The organism is Nonomuraea sp. ZG12 (assembly GCF_052068115.1).
GTDB lineage: Bacteria > Actinomycetota > Actinomycetes > Streptosporangiales > Streptosporangiaceae > Nonomuraea.
The window spans coordinates 75788-90244 of record NZ_JBQHCW010000015.1 but is presented as its reverse complement, the minus strand read 5'-3'; the positions used below and the strand labels follow the sequence as shown (position 1 = coordinate 90244).

Here is a 14457-nt window from a genome sequence, read left to right as displayed (position 1 = left end):
TCACGAGCGGCGGGTTGGCGGGGCCTACGGTGGCCGGTCACTGGTGACGCCGCACCGGTCCTTGCTTCCTGTCAGGGGGTGCGGAGGAACGTCAGCGTGCGGTCGAGCAGCAGGGCGGTGGCCTTGGCGTCGTAGGAGGGCAGCGAGCTGTCGGCGAACAGGTGCTCATCGCCGGGGTAGAGGTGCAGCTCGGCGTCGGGAACCTGGTCGACGAGCGCGCGGGCGGCGTCCGCGTCACCCTCGTCGGTGAACACGCGGTCCGCTTCCATGGCGTGGATGCGGACCGGGACCGCTGCCGGCCATGGCCCGAAGAAGGAGCTCGGCACGCAGGCGTGGACGAGCACGGCGCCGCGTGCCCCCGGCCGGGTCTGGGCGAGTTTCTGTGCCGGAAGCACGCCGAGGGAGAACCCGATGTAGACCGGTTCCGCCGGAATGCCCGCCGCTGCTCTCGCGCCGCGGTTGAGGATCTCGTCGACGCCGACCTGGTCGGAGTACGCCAAGCCCGCGTCGAGGGTGTCGAAGGTACGGCCGTCGTACAGGTCAGGGGTGTGCACGCTGTGCCCATGGCCGCGTAGTGCCTCGGCGAAGGCGGCCACGCCCGGGGTGAGGCCGAGGGCGTGATGGAACAGCAGTACGTCGGCCATCGTGAACCTCCGAAGACGGAAACGATCCATGACTCTAATCCCGCCGCCAGGATGTCGGCACCCCGCCTGCCGTGCCTGCGACCCGGGGCGTTGGCCGTCGGCCCTCAGCGCAGGTTCTTGACCATCGTCTGCTGGTGAACCCGCCTGCCCTCGTGTCGGAGGCCGGGTATCAGCGGCGTCGGGCCGTGCGCGGCGAATCCGGCGCGCTCGAAGAAGCGCACCGCCCGGGTGTTCTCGGCCACCGTCTGGAGGTGGCAGCCGGGGGAGCCGGCCGCCTTCAGCCGGTCGAGCCACAGCGCCATCAGGGCGTCGGCGGCGCCGGTCCCGCGCGCCTCGGGGACGACGTTGATGTGCAGGTGCGACGGCCATCGTGCGTCGGTGAAGTCGCCTGCGGAGGGCCTGCGCCGGATCTTCGAGGCCGTCAGGTCGGCGAGGCTGCGTGCGAAGAAGGTCGCGGGTCCGCGCCGGAGGAAGAGGCGGTACTTCCTGATGGCGTTCTCCATGCGCTCGGCCTCGCTGGGGAAGGCCGCGCCGTCGAGGCAGCCCGCCAGGTAGCCGACCAGGGGGCCGTCGGCCGGGGCGACGAACAGTGAGCTCGGCTCGAGGTCTATGTAGGGGTTGAGATAGATGGCCGCCTCGGACTCCTCGTGTCCCCAGAGTGAGGCGGTGGGCGCGCCCTCACCGGCGCGGACGAACAGCTCGCGCAGCTGGGCGCGGTCGGTCTCGGCGAACATGCGTGCTTCCATTGCGCCTCCTTTCTGCGTACAACATACACGATTCTGCGTATGGCATACGTTCTCAGGTGGCTGAAGTGCCCTCTTCACGCCTCCTGGCTGGGCCGGCTGAGAGAGCGGATGTGCGCCTCGACGCCGTCCAGCGCGCGTTCCAGGCCGAAGACGAAGTGATCGTCAGGAGCTCCCGGGTCGTCGCCGAAGGCGCCCTCGTCGAGCGCGGCGCGTAGCCCGGGCAGGCGGCCCGCGCCGGTCACCCGCCGCAGGAACGGCTCGTACCCGCTCCAGCGCCGCAGGTTTTCGGGCTCGGTGTCGAGCGTGATCGCCGCGGTGATGCGCACGTGGCTCCACACATGCCCGCTGATCAGCAGCTGGGTGGCGAGCTTGGCTCTCGCGGGCAGGCCGGTGTCCTGGAGGATCAGCAGGAACTGGTCGAGCCAGGCGAGCTGGTGGGGTGTGGCGGGCGGTCCCTTGGGCGTCAGCAGGTGGACCGTCCAGGGATGGGCCAGGATCGCCGCGCGCATCGAGATGGCCCACGACTCCAGGCCGCGCCGCCAGCCGAGGCCTTCGGGCAGCGGCGGAGGCGGCCCGACGGCGGCGTCCAGCATCAGCGTGAGCAGCTCGTCCTTGGTGGCGACGTAGCGGTAAAGCGCCATGGTCGAGCTGCCCAGCCGATTGCCCACGCGGCTCATCGAGACCGCGTCCAGGCCGTCCTCGTCGGCGAGCTCCACGGCCGCGGAGACGATGCGCTCCAGGGTCAGTCCGCGCTTCGGCCCTTTGCGTGGACGGTCTCCCAGGCCCCAGGCCGCCTTGATGCTCGCCGGGAACGCCTGGTCACCGTCGCCGTCGAGGCCGTCGAGCATGAAGGACAGGAAGTGCTCCGGGATGACGCCCGGGCGGCAGGCGAACACGTTGAGCAGGTCCATGAGGTCACCGGTGCCGACGTCCGACCGCAGCGCGCCGTCCGCCTGCGCCTGCCGTACCAGCTCGTCGAGTCGCCGTACGAGCGCCTGCCTCGCCTGCGGCGGGGAGGTGCCGGCCAGCGCGGCCGCGACGGCGCCGCGGCTCTTCTCGACGCTGTAGAGGACGAACGCGCGAACGGCCGCCCACGCGTCCGGCTCGGCCGCCTCGGCGCGGTCGAGGGCGTCCATGAGCTCGTGGACGTAATGCTCCGCCAGGGCGGCCAGCAGCACCCCGCGGTCGGGAAAGCGGCGGTAGAGCGTGCCGACGCCGACGCCGGCCCGGCGGGCGATCAGCTCCATCGGCGCGCCCGAGCCGAGCTCGGCCACCACGTCGCGTGCCGCCTCCAAGATCCTGTCCCGGTTGCGGCGGGCATCGGCGCGCATCGAACCCCCTTGAAGTGGACGACAGCATTCCGCCTAGTATAGAACTGGAAACTGACATTCCGCTTGAAGGAGGTTGCGATGATTGTGGTGACCGGTGCGACGGGCACGATCGGGCGGGCGCTGATCGAGGAGCTCGGCGGTGCGGCGCGAGCCGTCGTACGGCGCGCGGAACAGGGCGAGGAGCTGGGATGCGACTACGTGGTCGGCGACCTGGAGCGGCCGGAGAGCATCCCGATCGAGCCCGGTGACAGGCTCTTTCTCAACAGCGCGCTGTGGCCGGGGTTCGTGCGGGCGCATCAGGCGGTCATCGATCACGCGGCGGGCGCGGGTGCGGCGCAGGTGGTGAGCGTCTCCGTGCGCGGCGTGACGTCGAGCAGCCTGCTCGGCTTCGGCATGCACGGGCAGGTCGACGAGCATCTCAAGGCCTCGGGCGTGCCGTGGTCGATCCTGGCACCCGTCGGCTTCATGCAGAATCTCGCGAGCGATGTCGACGAGGAGGGGCGGATCTTCGGCTCGTACGGCAGGGGCGGCGTCGGCTACATCGACGCGCGTGACATCGCGGCGGTCGCGGCCGCGCTGCTCACGCGTCCCGTCGGTGCCGACGCCACGTACGAGCTCACGGGGCCGTCGGCGCCCACGCATGACGAGATCGCCGCTGAGCTCACCCGCGCGCTCGGCCGGACCGTGCGTTACCTGGACCTGTCGCCCGAGGAAGCCGCCGTTCACCTGGAGAAGCGCGGCATGCCCGGCCAAGCGGCCCGCGACCTGGCCGAACTCATGGCGCAGATCGGGGATGGGCGCTGGGCGAGCACGACCACGACCGTGGCCGACATCCTGGGTCGCGAACCGCGTTCACTGCGGGAGTTCCTCTGAGGTGCTCCACGGGGTCCAGAGGGCGCGGATCCGGGCGGCCACCTCGTGCGGTGACCGGTCGTCGGTGTCGATCCGCAGGTCGCCCGCACCGGCGAGGTCGAGGGCTTCGGCCGCGCGGGCGGCCTGTCGGCTGACCCGCCGCAGGGCGGCGGGGCCGAGCCCGCGCAGCTCGTCCCCCGGAATCGCCGGCCCGTCTCCCTGGCCGCGCAGCGCGACCCGTCCGGCCATCGTGCCGGGCCGGGCGTGCAGGCGGAAGGCCGTCACGGGGGCGCCGGGCAGCAGGGCGGCGTAGTCGCGGATGGCGCCGGTGGTGTCGGCCTCGCCGGAGACGATCAGGCAGTGGGCCCCCGCCGCGCTGTACCCGGCCCAGACGGCCGCGAGATTGCGCGCCTTGAGCAGGTGACGGCTCGCCGCGGGGCGCAGCGCGCCGATCTGCTTCATGTCGACGTACGCGGCCCGTACGCCCGCGCGGTTGAGCTGGGTGAAGACCTCGTACCCGACCGTTGACTTGCCGACGGCGGTGGCACCGCACAGCCACAGCACAGGGATCCGCGTGCCGGCCGCGCCGGCCATGGCCGGTGTGTCCATGACCGGCGTGCCGGTGGGGGACAGGTGCGGCCATCCGCCGGTTCGTTCGCGGACGAGCAGGGCCGTCTCGGGCACCGTCAGCCCGTCGGTGTCCACGCACACGTCGGCGAAGTCACCGCGCTCCAGCGCCTCGGCCTCCGCGACCGCCTCCCGCACCAACTCCGGCCGCCACCCCCGCCCGAGGAACCGCCGCTCCAGCTCGCCCGGGCCGACCCGCAACCGGCACAGCGTCACCGCGGCGCCGACCTGGTCGTACAGGCGGACCTCCTCGCGGGTGTGCACGAACCCGGACAGGACCAGGCACTGCGCGCCGGCCTGCCGGAAGTTGGCCGCCAGGGCGGCCAGGTTCCGCGCCCGGAGCCGGTGGGTGCCGCCGGCGGGAGCGGGGGACATCAGGCCGATCTGATCGCCGTCGACGAACGCGGTCCTGACGCCGCTACGGCTGAGCTGGGTGTACACCTCCCAGCCGACCGACGACTTCCCGGCGCCTGACGGCCCGTACAACCACAGCAGGGGCATCATGGCCGCGACGCTAGCGACCGTCCGGCGCGGCGTGCCACCCGATTATCCCTATAAATCTACATTGTAAAGGGCGTGGGTGTGTGCAACTCACCTACCACGCAGACAAACATTGGCAACGATGGCTGAACGCAGGTACCGGGCCAGGCCGGGTGCGTGGGCGTCGTAGGTGGCGGTGAAGCGCGGGTCGGACACGTACAGCTCGCCCAGGCATCGATGGATCTCGTGGTCGCAGGTGTAGAACCAGCGGCTGATGTGCAGCCGGTGCCGTTCGGCCAGGTCCATCGCCTGTTCGCTGTCGGGCGGCAGGCCCGACTTGAGGGCCGCGACGAGGTCCTCGGTGATGGCGGCGGCCTCGGCCTTGAGTTCCTGCCAGTCGGCCTTGGTGTAGGAGGCGACGCGGCGGCGGCTCTGCGCGTAGGCCTCGGTGCCGCCCCAGCGGCGTTCGACCTCGGCTTCGTGGTCCTCGGGATGGAAGTCGCCGAAGAGTTCCAGGCGTTCCTGCGGGGTGAGGGCGATGCCGAGCGAGCGTGCCTGCATCGCTCGTTCGACGGCGGCGATGACGTCGCGGAGGCGCTCGGACTTGCGGGTGAGGAGCTCGTGCTGGCGGCGTAGCTGGGTGAGTTCGTCCACTTCGGGGTTGTCGAGGATGACGGCGATCTCGTCGAGGGGGAATCCGAGTTCGCGGTAGAGGAGGATCTGCTGCAGCCGGATGAGGTCGTCGTCGGTGTAGCGGCGGTATCCGGCGCTGGTGCGCTCGCCGGGGGTGAGCAGGCCGATTTCGTCGTAGTGGTGCAGGGTGCGCACGGTGATTCCGGCGAGGCCGGATACCTGGCCGACAGACAGACTCATGCTTCCCAGGATGCGGCCTCACGTTACGTCAGGTGCAACTCGCTGGACTCTCCCCTGGAGGGAGGGAGCATGCTGGTGGGCGTGGAAGATGATCTGCTGCCGATCGGGCAGTTCGCCCGGCTGGCCCGGTTGAGTGTGAAGCAGTTGCGGCATTACGGCGAGCTGGGGTTGCTGGAGCCGGCGTATGTGGATCCTGATTCGGGTTACCGCTATTACCGGGCGTCGCAGGCGCGGGTGGCGCTGTCGATCGGGTTGCTGCGTTCGCTGGACGTGCCGCTGGCGGTGATCGGTGAGGTGCTGTCGGGCGCGTTGGGGGCTCTGGACGAGGTACGGGATTCGCTGGAGGAGGAGCTTGCCCGGCGGAGTCGTACGTTGGCGTCGCTTGAGCGGGTGATGGCGCAGGGGTTGCCGGCGGCGGTCGTGCGGGTGGTGAGTGAGCCGGCTCGGCAGGTGGCGGTGGTGCGTGAGGTGGCGGCCGGGCCGCGGGAGATCGCGCGGGCGACGTCGGCCGCGGTCGCGCGGGTGGTGGCGGCTGTGCGGGGGCTTCCGTCGTGGGCGTCCGGCGGGCCGGCGGAGAGGGGCCCGGGGGAGTCGGTGGAGGGGGCTGGGATCCGGCTGGTGGGGCTGTTTCCGATGGATTTGGGAGAGGTGGTGGAGGTCGAGGTCGCCTGTGTGCTGGCGGCCGGGGTGGCGTTGCCGGGCGAGGTCCGGGAGGGGGTGTTGCCGGGGGGCCAGTTCGCGAGTGCCACGCATGTGGGGCCGTACGACCAGATCGGGTTGACGGTGCACGCGGTGCTGGCGTGGTCTGCGGAGCGGAGGTTGCGGGTCGGGGGGCCGATCCGGGAGGTGTACGTGTCGGATCCGGCGGTGACGCCGGTCGATGAGCTGGTGACCGAGGTGATGGTGTGTCTGGAGGAGGAGTGGTGAGTCCTGAGCTGGTGACGTACGGCCAGGTGACGTGCGTGAACGTGTCGGGGATGGGGGAGCCGGGTGGGGCGGAGCATCTTGCCGCGATCCGGGCTCTGTATGCGGTGGCGGCCGGGATGGGGGGTGCGGCGGGGCCGTTGGAGGGGTTGTGGTGGGTGGAGGACGAACGGCCGGCGTTGGAGGTGCCGAGGGAGTTGTGGCGGTGGCATCTGCTGCTGCCGCTGGCGGGTGTGCCGGAGCCGGGTCTGCTGGAGCGGGCCAGGGAGAGGGCGCGGCCGTCGGGGGCGGCGGTCGATCGGGTGCGGGTGGCGTCGCAGGCGGAGGGGGAGTGCGTGGAGTTGCTGCACGTCGGCCCGTTCAGTGAGGAGCATCGGTCGTTGCGGGTCATGGACGCGTTCATGGCGGAGCGGGGGTTGGTGCGGAACGGGCCGCATCATGAGGTGTATGTGACGCCGTTGGATGACCCGGCTCCGCGGGTGGTGCTGCGTCAGCCGGTGCGGGCGGCCGGCTTCGCTGACGGTGGCGAATCCGACCGTAGGCGATAACTATAACGGTATTTCTATTGGGGATATAGACTCGGGTTCATGGTGCGACCCCCGCTGACCCCGCAGGAACGCCTCCGCGGCGAAGAACTCGGCAGGCTGCTGCGTCAGGCCCGAGGCGAGCGCAGCATCGTCGAGGTCGCAGCCGCCGCCGGCATGTCCGCCGAGACCCTCCGCAAGATCGAGACAGGCCGGATCGCGACGCCGGCCTTCTTCACCATCGCCGCGCTGGCCGGCGTGCTGGACGTGCCTCTCGACCGGCTCGCCGCGGGGGCCGCCCCCGCGGTCCCGACCTGACGCCCGGGATCAGTCGGCCGGTTTCGGGTCGCGCAGCAGCGGATGCGCCCGCATCGCCACCTCCAGCTCCCCTGGAAGTTCGTCGCGGTAGCGGCCCAGCGTGGACAGGTCGCTGTGCCCGAGGACCCGCCGGACCGCGTCCATGTCGACGGCGTCGGCCAGCAGGTGGGTCGCGGTGGTGTGCCGGAGACCGTGGGGGGTCACCGACCGGCGCTGTGCCGGATCGACCTCCCGCAGCACGCGGTCGATGACCGCCTGCACGTCGCCGCGCGCCAGCCTGCGCCCCCGCCAGGACAGCAGCAGCGCCTTGTCCTGCGTCGCGGGCCTGCCCCGCTGCAGGTAGGCCTCCAGGACCGTCGCCACGTCGTGGGGGAGGGGCACGTCGCGGGTGCGGCCGCCCTTGCCGAAGATCCGCCAGTAGCGGACGCCGTCGTTGGTGTAGAAGTCTTCGACGTTGGCCCGGACGAGCTCGGACACACGTGGGCCCAGCGCCGTCAGCAGCAGCACGACGAGGCCGTCGCGCAACTCGGTGCGCTGATCACGCCGCCGGCCGGGGCGTCGTGGCTCCTCGCCCAGGGTGCGGGCCGCGCCGACGAGCCCCTGGGCCTGCTCGCGGGTGAGCGCCCGTCGTTCGGGGCGCAGCCCGCCGCGTTCCTTGGCGGTCACGGTGGCCAGCGCCATCGGGTTGATCTGCACCCATCCGGCGAGGGTGGCGTGTTTGAACAGGGCGGAGATCGATCGGCGGAAGCGCGCCTGGGATGAGGCGGACTGCCGGGCTCCGGGGTCGGCGGTGCGGCGGCCGTCGGGTTTGCGGGCGAACGCGAGCAGGATCGCATCCACGTCCTCGCCGGTCAGGTCGTCCAGCACGGTCCGCTCGCCGGCCAGGGCGACGAGAGTCGCCACGTCTCGTGCGTACACCTCGGCGGTGGCGGGGGACAGCGCCCCGGTCAGGGTCTTGGCCCGGACCAGCTCCACATAGCGATCAGCCGCCTCCACCACCGTCAGCCGGTCGAGCTCCGCAGGCCGCACCGTCCCCCCTCACTGTCGTGGACGATCCATCAGGCATGGAAGATCCATCAGGAGACGGTAGCGGCCCGCACCGACAGAATGTTCAGATGTCGCGGAAGGTCTCGATCCGCGCCCCGAGCGCGTTCAGCCGCTCGGCCAGGTCCTCGTAGCCCCGGTTGATCACGTACACGTTCCGGAGCACCGAGGTGCCTTCGGCGGCCATCATGGCGAGCAGCACCACGACGGCGGGCCGGAGCGCGGGCGGGCACATCATCTCCGCCGACCGCCACCGGGTGGGGCCTTCGACCAGCACCCGGTGCGGGTCCAGGAGCTTCACCGAGGCGCCGAGCCGGGTGAGTTCGGTGAGGTAGATGGCCCTGTTGTCGTACACCCAGTCGTGGATGAGCGTGGAGCCCTGCGCCGCGGCGGCGATGGCCGCGAAGAAGGGCACGTTGTCGATGTTGAGGCCGGGGAACGGCATGGGGTGGATCTTGTCGATGGGGGAGACGAGCTTCGACGGCCGGACGGTGAGGTCGACCAGGCGGGTGCGGCCGTTGGCGGCCGGGTATTCGGCGCCCCGGTCGTGGTCGAGGCCCATCTCCTCCAGGACGGCCAGCTCGATCTCCAGGAACTCGACCGGCACCCGGCAGATGGTCAGCTCCGAGGAGGTGACGACGGCGGCGGCCAGCAGGCTCATCGCCTCCACCGGGTCCTCGGAGGGGGAGTAGTCGACGTCGCGCTCGATGGAGGGCACGCCGTGCACGGTGAGGGTGGTGGTGCCGATGCCGTCCACGCGCACGCCGAGCTGCTCCAGGAAGAAGCAGAGGTCCTGGACCATGTAGTTGGAGGAGGCGTTGCGGATCACGGTGACGCCGTCGTGGCGTGCGGCCGCGAGCAGGGCGTTCTCGGTCACGGTGTCGCCGCGTTCGGTGAGCACGATGGGCCGTCTGGGGGACACCTCGGGGTCCACGCGCGCGTGGTAGAAGCCGCCGGTGGCGGTGATGTCGAGGCCGAAGTGCTTCAAGGCCGACATGTGCGGCTGGACGGTGCGGGTGCCGAGGTCGCAGCCGCCCGCGTACGGGATGCGGAACTGCTCGGTGCGGTGCATGAGCGGCCCGAGGAACATGATGACGCTGCGGGTGCGGCGGGCCGCCTCGGTGTCCATCGCCTCCAGGTCGAGGCGGGCGGTGGGCACGATCTCCAGGTCGCTGCCTTCGTTGATCCAGCGTGCCCGCACTCCGATGGAGGCGAGCACTTCCAGGATCCGGTAGACCTCTTCGATGCGGGCGACCTTGCGCAGGATCGTCCGCCCGGAGTTCAGCAGTGACGCGCACAGCAGGGCCACGCAGGCGTTCTTCGACGTCTTGACGTCGATGCTGCCTGACAGGCGGCGGCCGCCCACCACACGCAGGTGCATGGGGCCCGCGTAGCCCAGGGAGACGATCTCGCTGTCGAGCGCCTCGCCGATGCGGGCGATCATCTCAAGACTGATGTTCTGGTTGCCGCGCTCGATCCGGTTGACGGCGCTCTGGCTCGTCGCCAGCGCGTCGGCCAGCTGGAGCTGTGTCCAACCACGATGCTGGCGCGCGTCCCGGATGAGCCGGCCGATTCGCACAAGATAGTCGTCTGCCACAAGACGACAACCTATCTCACATATGAGATGGTCTCGCGTTCGACGCGGCCGACGCGCCGGACAACTCCCGATGAACCGCCAGATGCTCCGGCGTGGCCTCCGCCTTCCGCTTCAGCACGAACCCTTCCCGCGCCGCCCGGAAGCCGCACCGGTCGTCGAACATGTCCCGGCTCATCTCCGCCAGCTCCTCCACCCGATACGCGTCCAGCGGTTTACGCCGCTCGTCAGCCTCCCGCGCCGCCTGCTTGGCCGTGAGCAGCCCCGCGTAGTTCGGATCCACCGCCAGCTTCTCGGCGTACTCCAGGACGGTCCGCTCGAACTCCGGCCGCGTCCCCGGCACCACCTTGTCGGCCAGCCCGAGCTCGGCGGCTTCCAGCGCGCCGATCGGCAACGCCTCCTGCGTCAGCCGCGCCGCCTGCTCCGCGCCCACCCGGCGCGGCAGCGCGTACGTCCACAGCTCGCTGCCGAACAGCCCCATCGTCCGGTAGTGCGGATTCAGCACCACGCCGGCGCGCATGATCACACGGTCGCCGCCCAGCCCCATCATCACCCCGCCGGCGCCGGCGTTCCCGCCCATCGACGTCACGACCAGCTGCCCGGTGCACCAGATCACCTCGCGGCAGACCTGGTTGATGGCGTTGATGTTCATCCACGCCTCCAGCTCCGGATGCTTGGCCGCCTGGATCACGTTCAGGTGGATCCCGTTGGAGAACGTCTCGCCGCCGCGCACCACCAGCACCCGCGTGTCCTGCGCGGTCGCGTACCGCAGCGCCGCCGCGAGCCGCCGGCACTGGTCGGTCGACATGGCGCCGTTGTAGAAGTCGAAGCTCACCACCCCGACACCGTCACTGCGGTCGTAGGTGATCTCGCTGTAGCCGGCGACCTCCTCGACACCGGTGATCCGGTCACCGAGGACGGCCGCGGCCGGCAGCTTGACCGCGCCGGGCTCGTCCGGCCGCAGATGGCCGACCCACACCGTCCCGTCGCCGGTGCGCACCAGCACCGCGCCCTCGCGCCGCCCCGCGATCGTGCCCGGCTCGCCGGGCATGACCGGCCCCCGGTAGACGTCGAACACACGTACCGCGAGCCCGCACAAGGTGGCCCGGCCGCCGGGCGCGCCGTCGGCCGCCCGCACCCGCCGCAGCACCGTCTCGGTCGGCGCGGCCCAGGACACGTCGCGGTCGGCGTGACGCATCGCCGGGCGCAGCCGTCCCACCACCTCGGGGCGGCGGGGGTCCAGCGGGGTGGGCAGGAACGCCGGGTCTGCGGCCTTGGCCGCCACCTCGAGCACGAGCTCCACCGCGGCGTCCGCCACCGGCCCGTTGTACAGCGCGGACTTGCGGGGCGGTTCGGCCGGCATCGGGAACATCCGGTAGCCCCAGATGGGGCCGGCGTCCATCTCCTCCACCGCCTGCAGCGCGGTCACGCCCCACTGGGGTTCGGCGTCGGCGATGGCCCAGTCCAGCGAGGAGGGGCCGCGGTCGCCGGGAGGCCCGGGATGGATGATGATCGTGCGCTGGGTCTGCCACAGCCGCGCGGGCACCTTCTCCTTGAGGAACGGGCAGATCACCAGGTCCGGCTTGGCCAGCTCGGCCGCTTCGAGCATCACCTGCTCCGACAGCGCCAGCTCCACGCTGACGTCGTGGCCGGCCCGGCGTAGCTCCAGCCAGGCGCGCTGGGTCAGGCCGTTGAACGAGGAGCAGAGAAGCAGGATACGCAAGGGGAGTTTCCTTCTGAGGGGATCGGGCGAGGGGAGAGGTGGCGGTCAGGCGGCGCCGGGCGGCGGGGGAGCCCAGTGGCCCCAGCTGTTTACGGCAGCCCCATATGACCCGTTCATCCGTCGATGCTGACATGGCCGGGCAAGGCCTGCTGACACATCACGATAAAAAGTCGCCCGTGTTGGCATCATTCGTCAGCTTTTGTCGGGATTTTTTCTTGCGAAGTGTGGCTAAACTCCGCATCTCACCTCACACGCCACACGACCGAAAACCCCCACCCTCCGTACGACCCCACCCGCGAACCGTGACCGGGCACGGCTCGTCCAGATCGAAGAGCCGACCGCCGGCCGAGCAGCGCAGCCGCCGGGCCCCGCCGCCCCTCAGGAACATCGACCGGCCCGGATCCCACCCCGTCCCTTTATCCGGCCCGTACCCTCGTCGTTGGTCCCCACGACCGACGTCGTCATCGTCGTCGCAACCGACCACGACCACGCCGGTCGGAGTCACGCTCCTCCACCGCTGGAGGACTTGGCGGAGGATCTGCGTGCGGATCGTCCGTTCCGGGCCTATCGGGCGGGGAGCGGGGAGGAGCGCACGATCGACGAGTACGCGGACATCATCGATATGCTGTCCGAGCTGCGGCTGCGGCTGGGCTGCGGGGGTGGTCGGCTCGTAGGGACGATGTGGCCCAGCAACTGGACGACCTGAGCAGGGCGGTGGAAGGGCTGGCGCGTCAGGTACGGACTCTGAGCACGGAGGAGGAGCCGACGCCCAAGTCGTCGGACGCGCGGCACGGCGCAGGTCCGTGCTCGACGCCACTGACGCGGTCGAGTACTTCGTCGATCAGGTCGCCGAGGTAACGGGTGTGCCTCTGCGGCGCTGTCTGGTCATGGTCGCCTCCCTTCGTGTGTCCGGCTCGATCGCGGCACGGGCGGCGTCGAGCGTTCTCCGACGGGGTTCTCGGGGGACTGAGGACCTGGGGGTGGGGTCAGGAGGGGGTAGATCCGCGGCAGCCCTCTTCTCCGCGGAAACGCGTGCGGATCACGGGTTCCTCTGACCTTGCACGCCTACCAAGTGGTCACAATAAGTAATCAGAATATCATCGTCAGCTATAACTGCAGGTGGGAGCATCGCCGATCCAGCCTAAATCTGGGGGCGTGGGCCACATTCTGGGCGTTGAAGATCACTGTGCCGAGATGGCGCCGGGGGAGTGCCTGGAGGAAAGGGGTCCTGCGAACGCTTTCCCGACCCGCCGGGTGCGGGCGTAGGGGGCGCCTCGTGGCTCGCGGGAGACCTCGGGCGCCGGGCATGACATGGCGAACGCGGTGCCGGTCAGTCGCCGTGGCCGACGGAAGTCATACCAGACAGAATCCAGCTTCTGTCTGGTATGGGTACTTTTGTGGCGATTTGGCGTGGTTAGAGGCGGTTGACGAAACGGGTGGCCGCGCGGTGGCTCATGCCGGTCTCGCCGCGTACGAGGAAGACGGCTTCCTGGATCTGACCCATCGCCTTCATCTCCCGCGCCTGGTCGACCAGGCCGGGGTTGGGGGTGGGGCTGTTGCGGGGGTTGCGGGTGAGCCGCACGGCCAGGACGATCAGCAGGATGATCGCCGCTGTGACGACGACAGTGAGGGCGACGAGGCCGCCGGTGGAGATCGCCAGGCTGGGCATGTGTCGATCGTATCGCCGTTCCGGCGTGCGGATCAGAGGCGGTTTCGCCAGTAAGCCCGTACGGTCACAGGCTGTCGACGAACAGGGTGGCGCCGGCCTCGTCCATGCCGGTCTCGCCGCGTACCAGGAAGACGGCCTGCTCGGTGCGGCCGGACTCCTTGAGGCGGCGTACCCGGGTGGCGAGGTCTTCTTGTGGTGGGGTGTGCTGCTGGGTGATGGCGGGCGGGTGGAGGGGGCGGCCGGCGGCGAGTCCGTCGATGGCGTCCTTGGCCTGTTTGAGGCCCATGCCGGTGTGCTCGCGCAGGAGTTTGATCGCTTGGATCTTTCTGTCTCGCCTGATCAGCTCACGTAGGGCGCCGTCGAGTTCCTCGGGTGCGTACGGCGGCGCTTTCGTGATGCTTGCGCGTCGGCGGTTGATCACGACGCTCATGGTGATGGCGATGGCGCCGACGAGGAAGATGCCGATGGCCAGCAGTTCCATCACTGAGATTCCCATGGGCATGGGCGGGATCGTATCGTGCCGGATCCGGATATGTCAGGCGTCTGTGCGGAGTGGATCGGCGCCTCTGCGGTTGCTTGATAATGGACATTATGTCAAGTAGCACAGCTTCGGGAGGGGGTGGGGGCTCCCCTGCGGTGTGCCGGTCCGATTGTCGGAGCAAGTCGATGTTGGTCAGATATGGCTGTTTTGGGCCTGCCGGATTCGGGTCCTGTGAGATGCGTTACCTCACGGTGCGTGAGCGTTCCGATGGGATCTGTGGTTTCTCGAGTGGTGGTGACGGATCCGTGTGAGAGTTGGTGACTCTTGTGTCGGAGATGTCAGGGCTGGTCACTGTGGGTGTTGTCGGTGCCTTTCGAGATCTTGGGTGGGGTTCTGGGGGTCACTCCCCTGGTTTGCGTGATTGCGCCGTTAGATGCGCTGTGTGCTTGACAGCGGCTCTGACTTGTCGTTGATTCACTGTCGTTGGCTCTGTGTGGCGTTTAGGGTGGTCTTCTGCTATCGCGCCGCGAGAGGAGCAGCACGTGGGGAACGAGTCTGTGTTATGTCAGGTGTGCCAGGGGGTTCTCCCGGCATCGGGCCGTGAGGCGTACACGCCACTGCGTGGGC

Annotated in this window: 15 protein-coding genes; 5 read left to right on the top strand and 10 right to left on the bottom strand. The window is 70.0% G+C overall.

The window, feature by feature from the left end; genetic code table 11:
• Nucleotides 1-71 precede the first annotated feature (71 nt).
• The 3 genes from ACTMTF_RS32330 to ACTMTF_RS32320 all read right to left on the bottom strand — a co-directional run bounded on the left by ACTMTF_RS32330 (nt 72) and on the right by ACTMTF_RS32320 (nt 2721).
• On the bottom strand, nt 72-644 hold the full coding sequence (locus ACTMTF_RS32330) for a dienelactone hydrolase family protein (protein WP_441114080.1): 573 nt from the start codon (nt 642-644) through the stop codon (nt 72-74).
• A 104-nt stretch (nt 645-748) separates the two neighbouring features.
• Entirely contained in the window at nt 749-1390 is a 642-nt protein-coding gene (locus ACTMTF_RS32325) for a GNAT family N-acetyltransferase (RefSeq protein ID WP_441114079.1), read from the bottom strand.
• A 74-nt stretch (nt 1391-1464) separates the two neighbouring features.
• A complete protein-coding gene (locus tag ACTMTF_RS32320) occupies nt 1465-2721 on the bottom strand; it encodes a TetR/AcrR family transcriptional regulator (protein ID WP_441114078.1) in 1257 nt (418 codons plus the stop codon).
• 78 nt (nt 2722-2799) lie between these two features.
• On the opposite strand from ACTMTF_RS32320, the gene ACTMTF_RS32315 reads away from it, so the two are divergent.
• Entirely contained in the window at nt 2800-3594 is a 795-nt protein-coding gene (locus tag ACTMTF_RS32315) for an NAD(P)H-binding protein (protein ID WP_441114077.1), read from the top strand.
• Here ACTMTF_RS32315 and ACTMTF_RS32310 read toward each other — a convergent pair.
• Nucleotides 3574-4704, bottom strand: a complete 1131-nt coding sequence (locus ACTMTF_RS32310; protein ID WP_441114076.1) for an adenylyl-sulfate kinase — start codon at nt 4702-4704, stop codon at nt 3574-3576. The genes ACTMTF_RS32315 and ACTMTF_RS32310 overlap by 21 nt on opposite strands.
• Nucleotides 4705-4791: 87 nt before the next feature.
• Nucleotides 4792-5553 (bottom strand): MerR family transcriptional regulator, encoded by a 762-nt coding sequence (locus ACTMTF_RS32305; protein WP_441114075.1) that lies wholly within the window; start codon nt 5551-5553, stop codon nt 4792-4794.
• Nucleotides 5554-5622: 69 nt separating this feature from the next.
• Between ACTMTF_RS32305 and ACTMTF_RS32300 the strand changes: the two genes are divergently transcribed.
• Genes ACTMTF_RS32300 through ACTMTF_RS32290 form a run of 3 tightly spaced genes read left to right on the top strand, consistent with a single transcriptional unit; the run spans nt 5623 to nt 7319 of the window.
• Nucleotides 5623-6480 carry a MerR family transcriptional regulator gene (locus ACTMTF_RS32300; RefSeq protein ID WP_441114074.1) on the top strand — a complete coding sequence of 286 codons (858 nt, stop codon included), beginning with the start codon at nt 5623-5625 and terminating at the stop codon, nt 6478-6480.
• Nucleotides 6477-7025: a hypothetical protein gene (locus ACTMTF_RS32295; RefSeq protein WP_441114073.1), complete on the top strand. Its 549-nt coding sequence runs from the start codon at nt 6477-6479 to the stop codon at nt 7023-7025. Before ACTMTF_RS32300 ends, ACTMTF_RS32295 begins: the two co-directional genes overlap by 4 nt.
• A gap of 39 nt (nt 7026-7064) precedes the next feature.
• Complete coding sequence (locus tag ACTMTF_RS32290; RefSeq protein ID WP_397014858.1) at nt 7065-7319, top strand: helix-turn-helix domain-containing protein; 255 nt, start codon at nt 7065-7067, stop codon at nt 7317-7319.
• 9 nt (nt 7320-7328) lie between these two features.
• Here the strand turns inward: ACTMTF_RS32290 and ACTMTF_RS32285 are convergent, their stop codons facing one another.
• The 3 genes from ACTMTF_RS32285 to ACTMTF_RS32275 form a co-directional block, all read right to left on the bottom strand.
• Nucleotides 7329-8348 carry a tyrosine-type recombinase/integrase gene (locus ACTMTF_RS32285; RefSeq protein WP_441114072.1) on the bottom strand — a complete coding sequence of 340 codons (1020 nt, stop codon included), beginning with the start codon at nt 8346-8348 and terminating at the stop codon, nt 7329-7331.
• An 82-nt stretch (nt 8349-8430) separates the two neighbouring features.
• A complete protein-coding gene (locus ACTMTF_RS32280; RefSeq protein ID WP_441114071.1) occupies nt 8431-9960 on the bottom strand; it encodes a helix-turn-helix domain-containing protein in 1530 nt (509 codons plus the stop codon).
• A 16-nt stretch (nt 9961-9976) separates the two neighbouring features.
• Nucleotides 9977-11680, bottom strand: coding sequence for an enoyl-CoA hydratase-related protein (locus tag ACTMTF_RS32275; RefSeq protein WP_441114070.1), 1704 nt, complete (start codon nt 11678-11680; stop codon nt 9977-9979).
• 439 nt (nt 11681-12119) lie between these two features.
• On the opposite strand from ACTMTF_RS32275, the gene ACTMTF_RS32270 reads away from it, so the two are divergent.
• Nucleotides 12120-12386, top strand: coding sequence for a hypothetical protein (locus tag ACTMTF_RS32270; protein WP_441114069.1), 267 nt, complete (start codon nt 12120-12122; stop codon nt 12384-12386).
• A gap of 708 nt (nt 12387-13094) precedes the next feature.
• Here ACTMTF_RS32270 and ACTMTF_RS32265 read toward each other — a convergent pair.
• Together ACTMTF_RS32265 and ACTMTF_RS32260 are read right to left on the bottom strand one after the other, a co-directional pair.
• Nucleotides 13095-13349 (bottom strand): hypothetical protein, encoded by a 255-nt coding sequence (locus ACTMTF_RS32265; protein WP_397014866.1) that lies wholly within the window; start codon nt 13347-13349, stop codon nt 13095-13097.
• 64 nt (nt 13350-13413) lie between these two features.
• A complete protein-coding gene (locus tag ACTMTF_RS32260; protein WP_441114068.1) occupies nt 13414-13851 on the bottom strand; it encodes a ribosomal protein L7/L12 in 438 nt (145 codons plus the stop codon).
• Nucleotides 13852-14457: the final 606 nt, after the last annotated feature.

Bases quoted from the DNA above. Each gene is read 5' to 3' on its own strand.
- ACTMTF_RS32330 (WP_441114080.1), bottom strand. From the start codon at position 644: ATGGCCGACGTACTGCTGTTCCATCACGCCCTCGGCCTCACCCCGGGC.
- ACTMTF_RS32325 (WP_441114079.1), bottom strand. From the start codon at position 1,390: ATGGAAGCACGCATGTTCGCCGAGACCGACCGCGCCCAGCTGCGCGAG.
- ACTMTF_RS32320 (WP_441114078.1), bottom strand. From the start codon at position 2,721: ATGCGCGCCGATGCCCGCCGCAACCGGGACAGGATCTTGGAGGCGGCA.
- ACTMTF_RS32315 (WP_441114077.1), top strand. From the start codon at position 2,800: ATGATTGTGGTGACCGGTGCGACGGGCACGATCGGGCGGGCGCTGATC.
- ACTMTF_RS32310 (WP_441114076.1), bottom strand. From the start codon at position 4,704: ATGATGCCCCTGCTGTGGTTGTACGGGCCGTCAGGCGCCGGGAAGTCG.
- ACTMTF_RS32305 (WP_441114075.1), bottom strand. From the start codon at position 5,553: ATGAGTCTGTCTGTCGGCCAGGTATCCGGCCTCGCCGGAATCACCGTG.
- ACTMTF_RS32300 (WP_441114074.1), top strand. From the start codon at position 5,623: ATGCTGGTGGGCGTGGAAGATGATCTGCTGCCGATCGGGCAGTTCGCC.
- ACTMTF_RS32290 (WP_397014858.1), top strand. From the start codon at position 7,065: ATGGTGCGACCCCCGCTGACCCCGCAGGAACGCCTCCGCGGCGAAGAA.
- ACTMTF_RS32265 (WP_397014866.1), bottom strand. From the start codon at position 13,349: ATGCCCAGCCTGGCGATCTCCACCGGCGGCCTCGTCGCCCTCACTGTC.
- ACTMTF_RS32260 (WP_441114068.1), bottom strand. From the start codon at position 13,851: ATGCCCATGGGAATCTCAGTGATGGAACTGCTGGCCATCGGCATCTTC.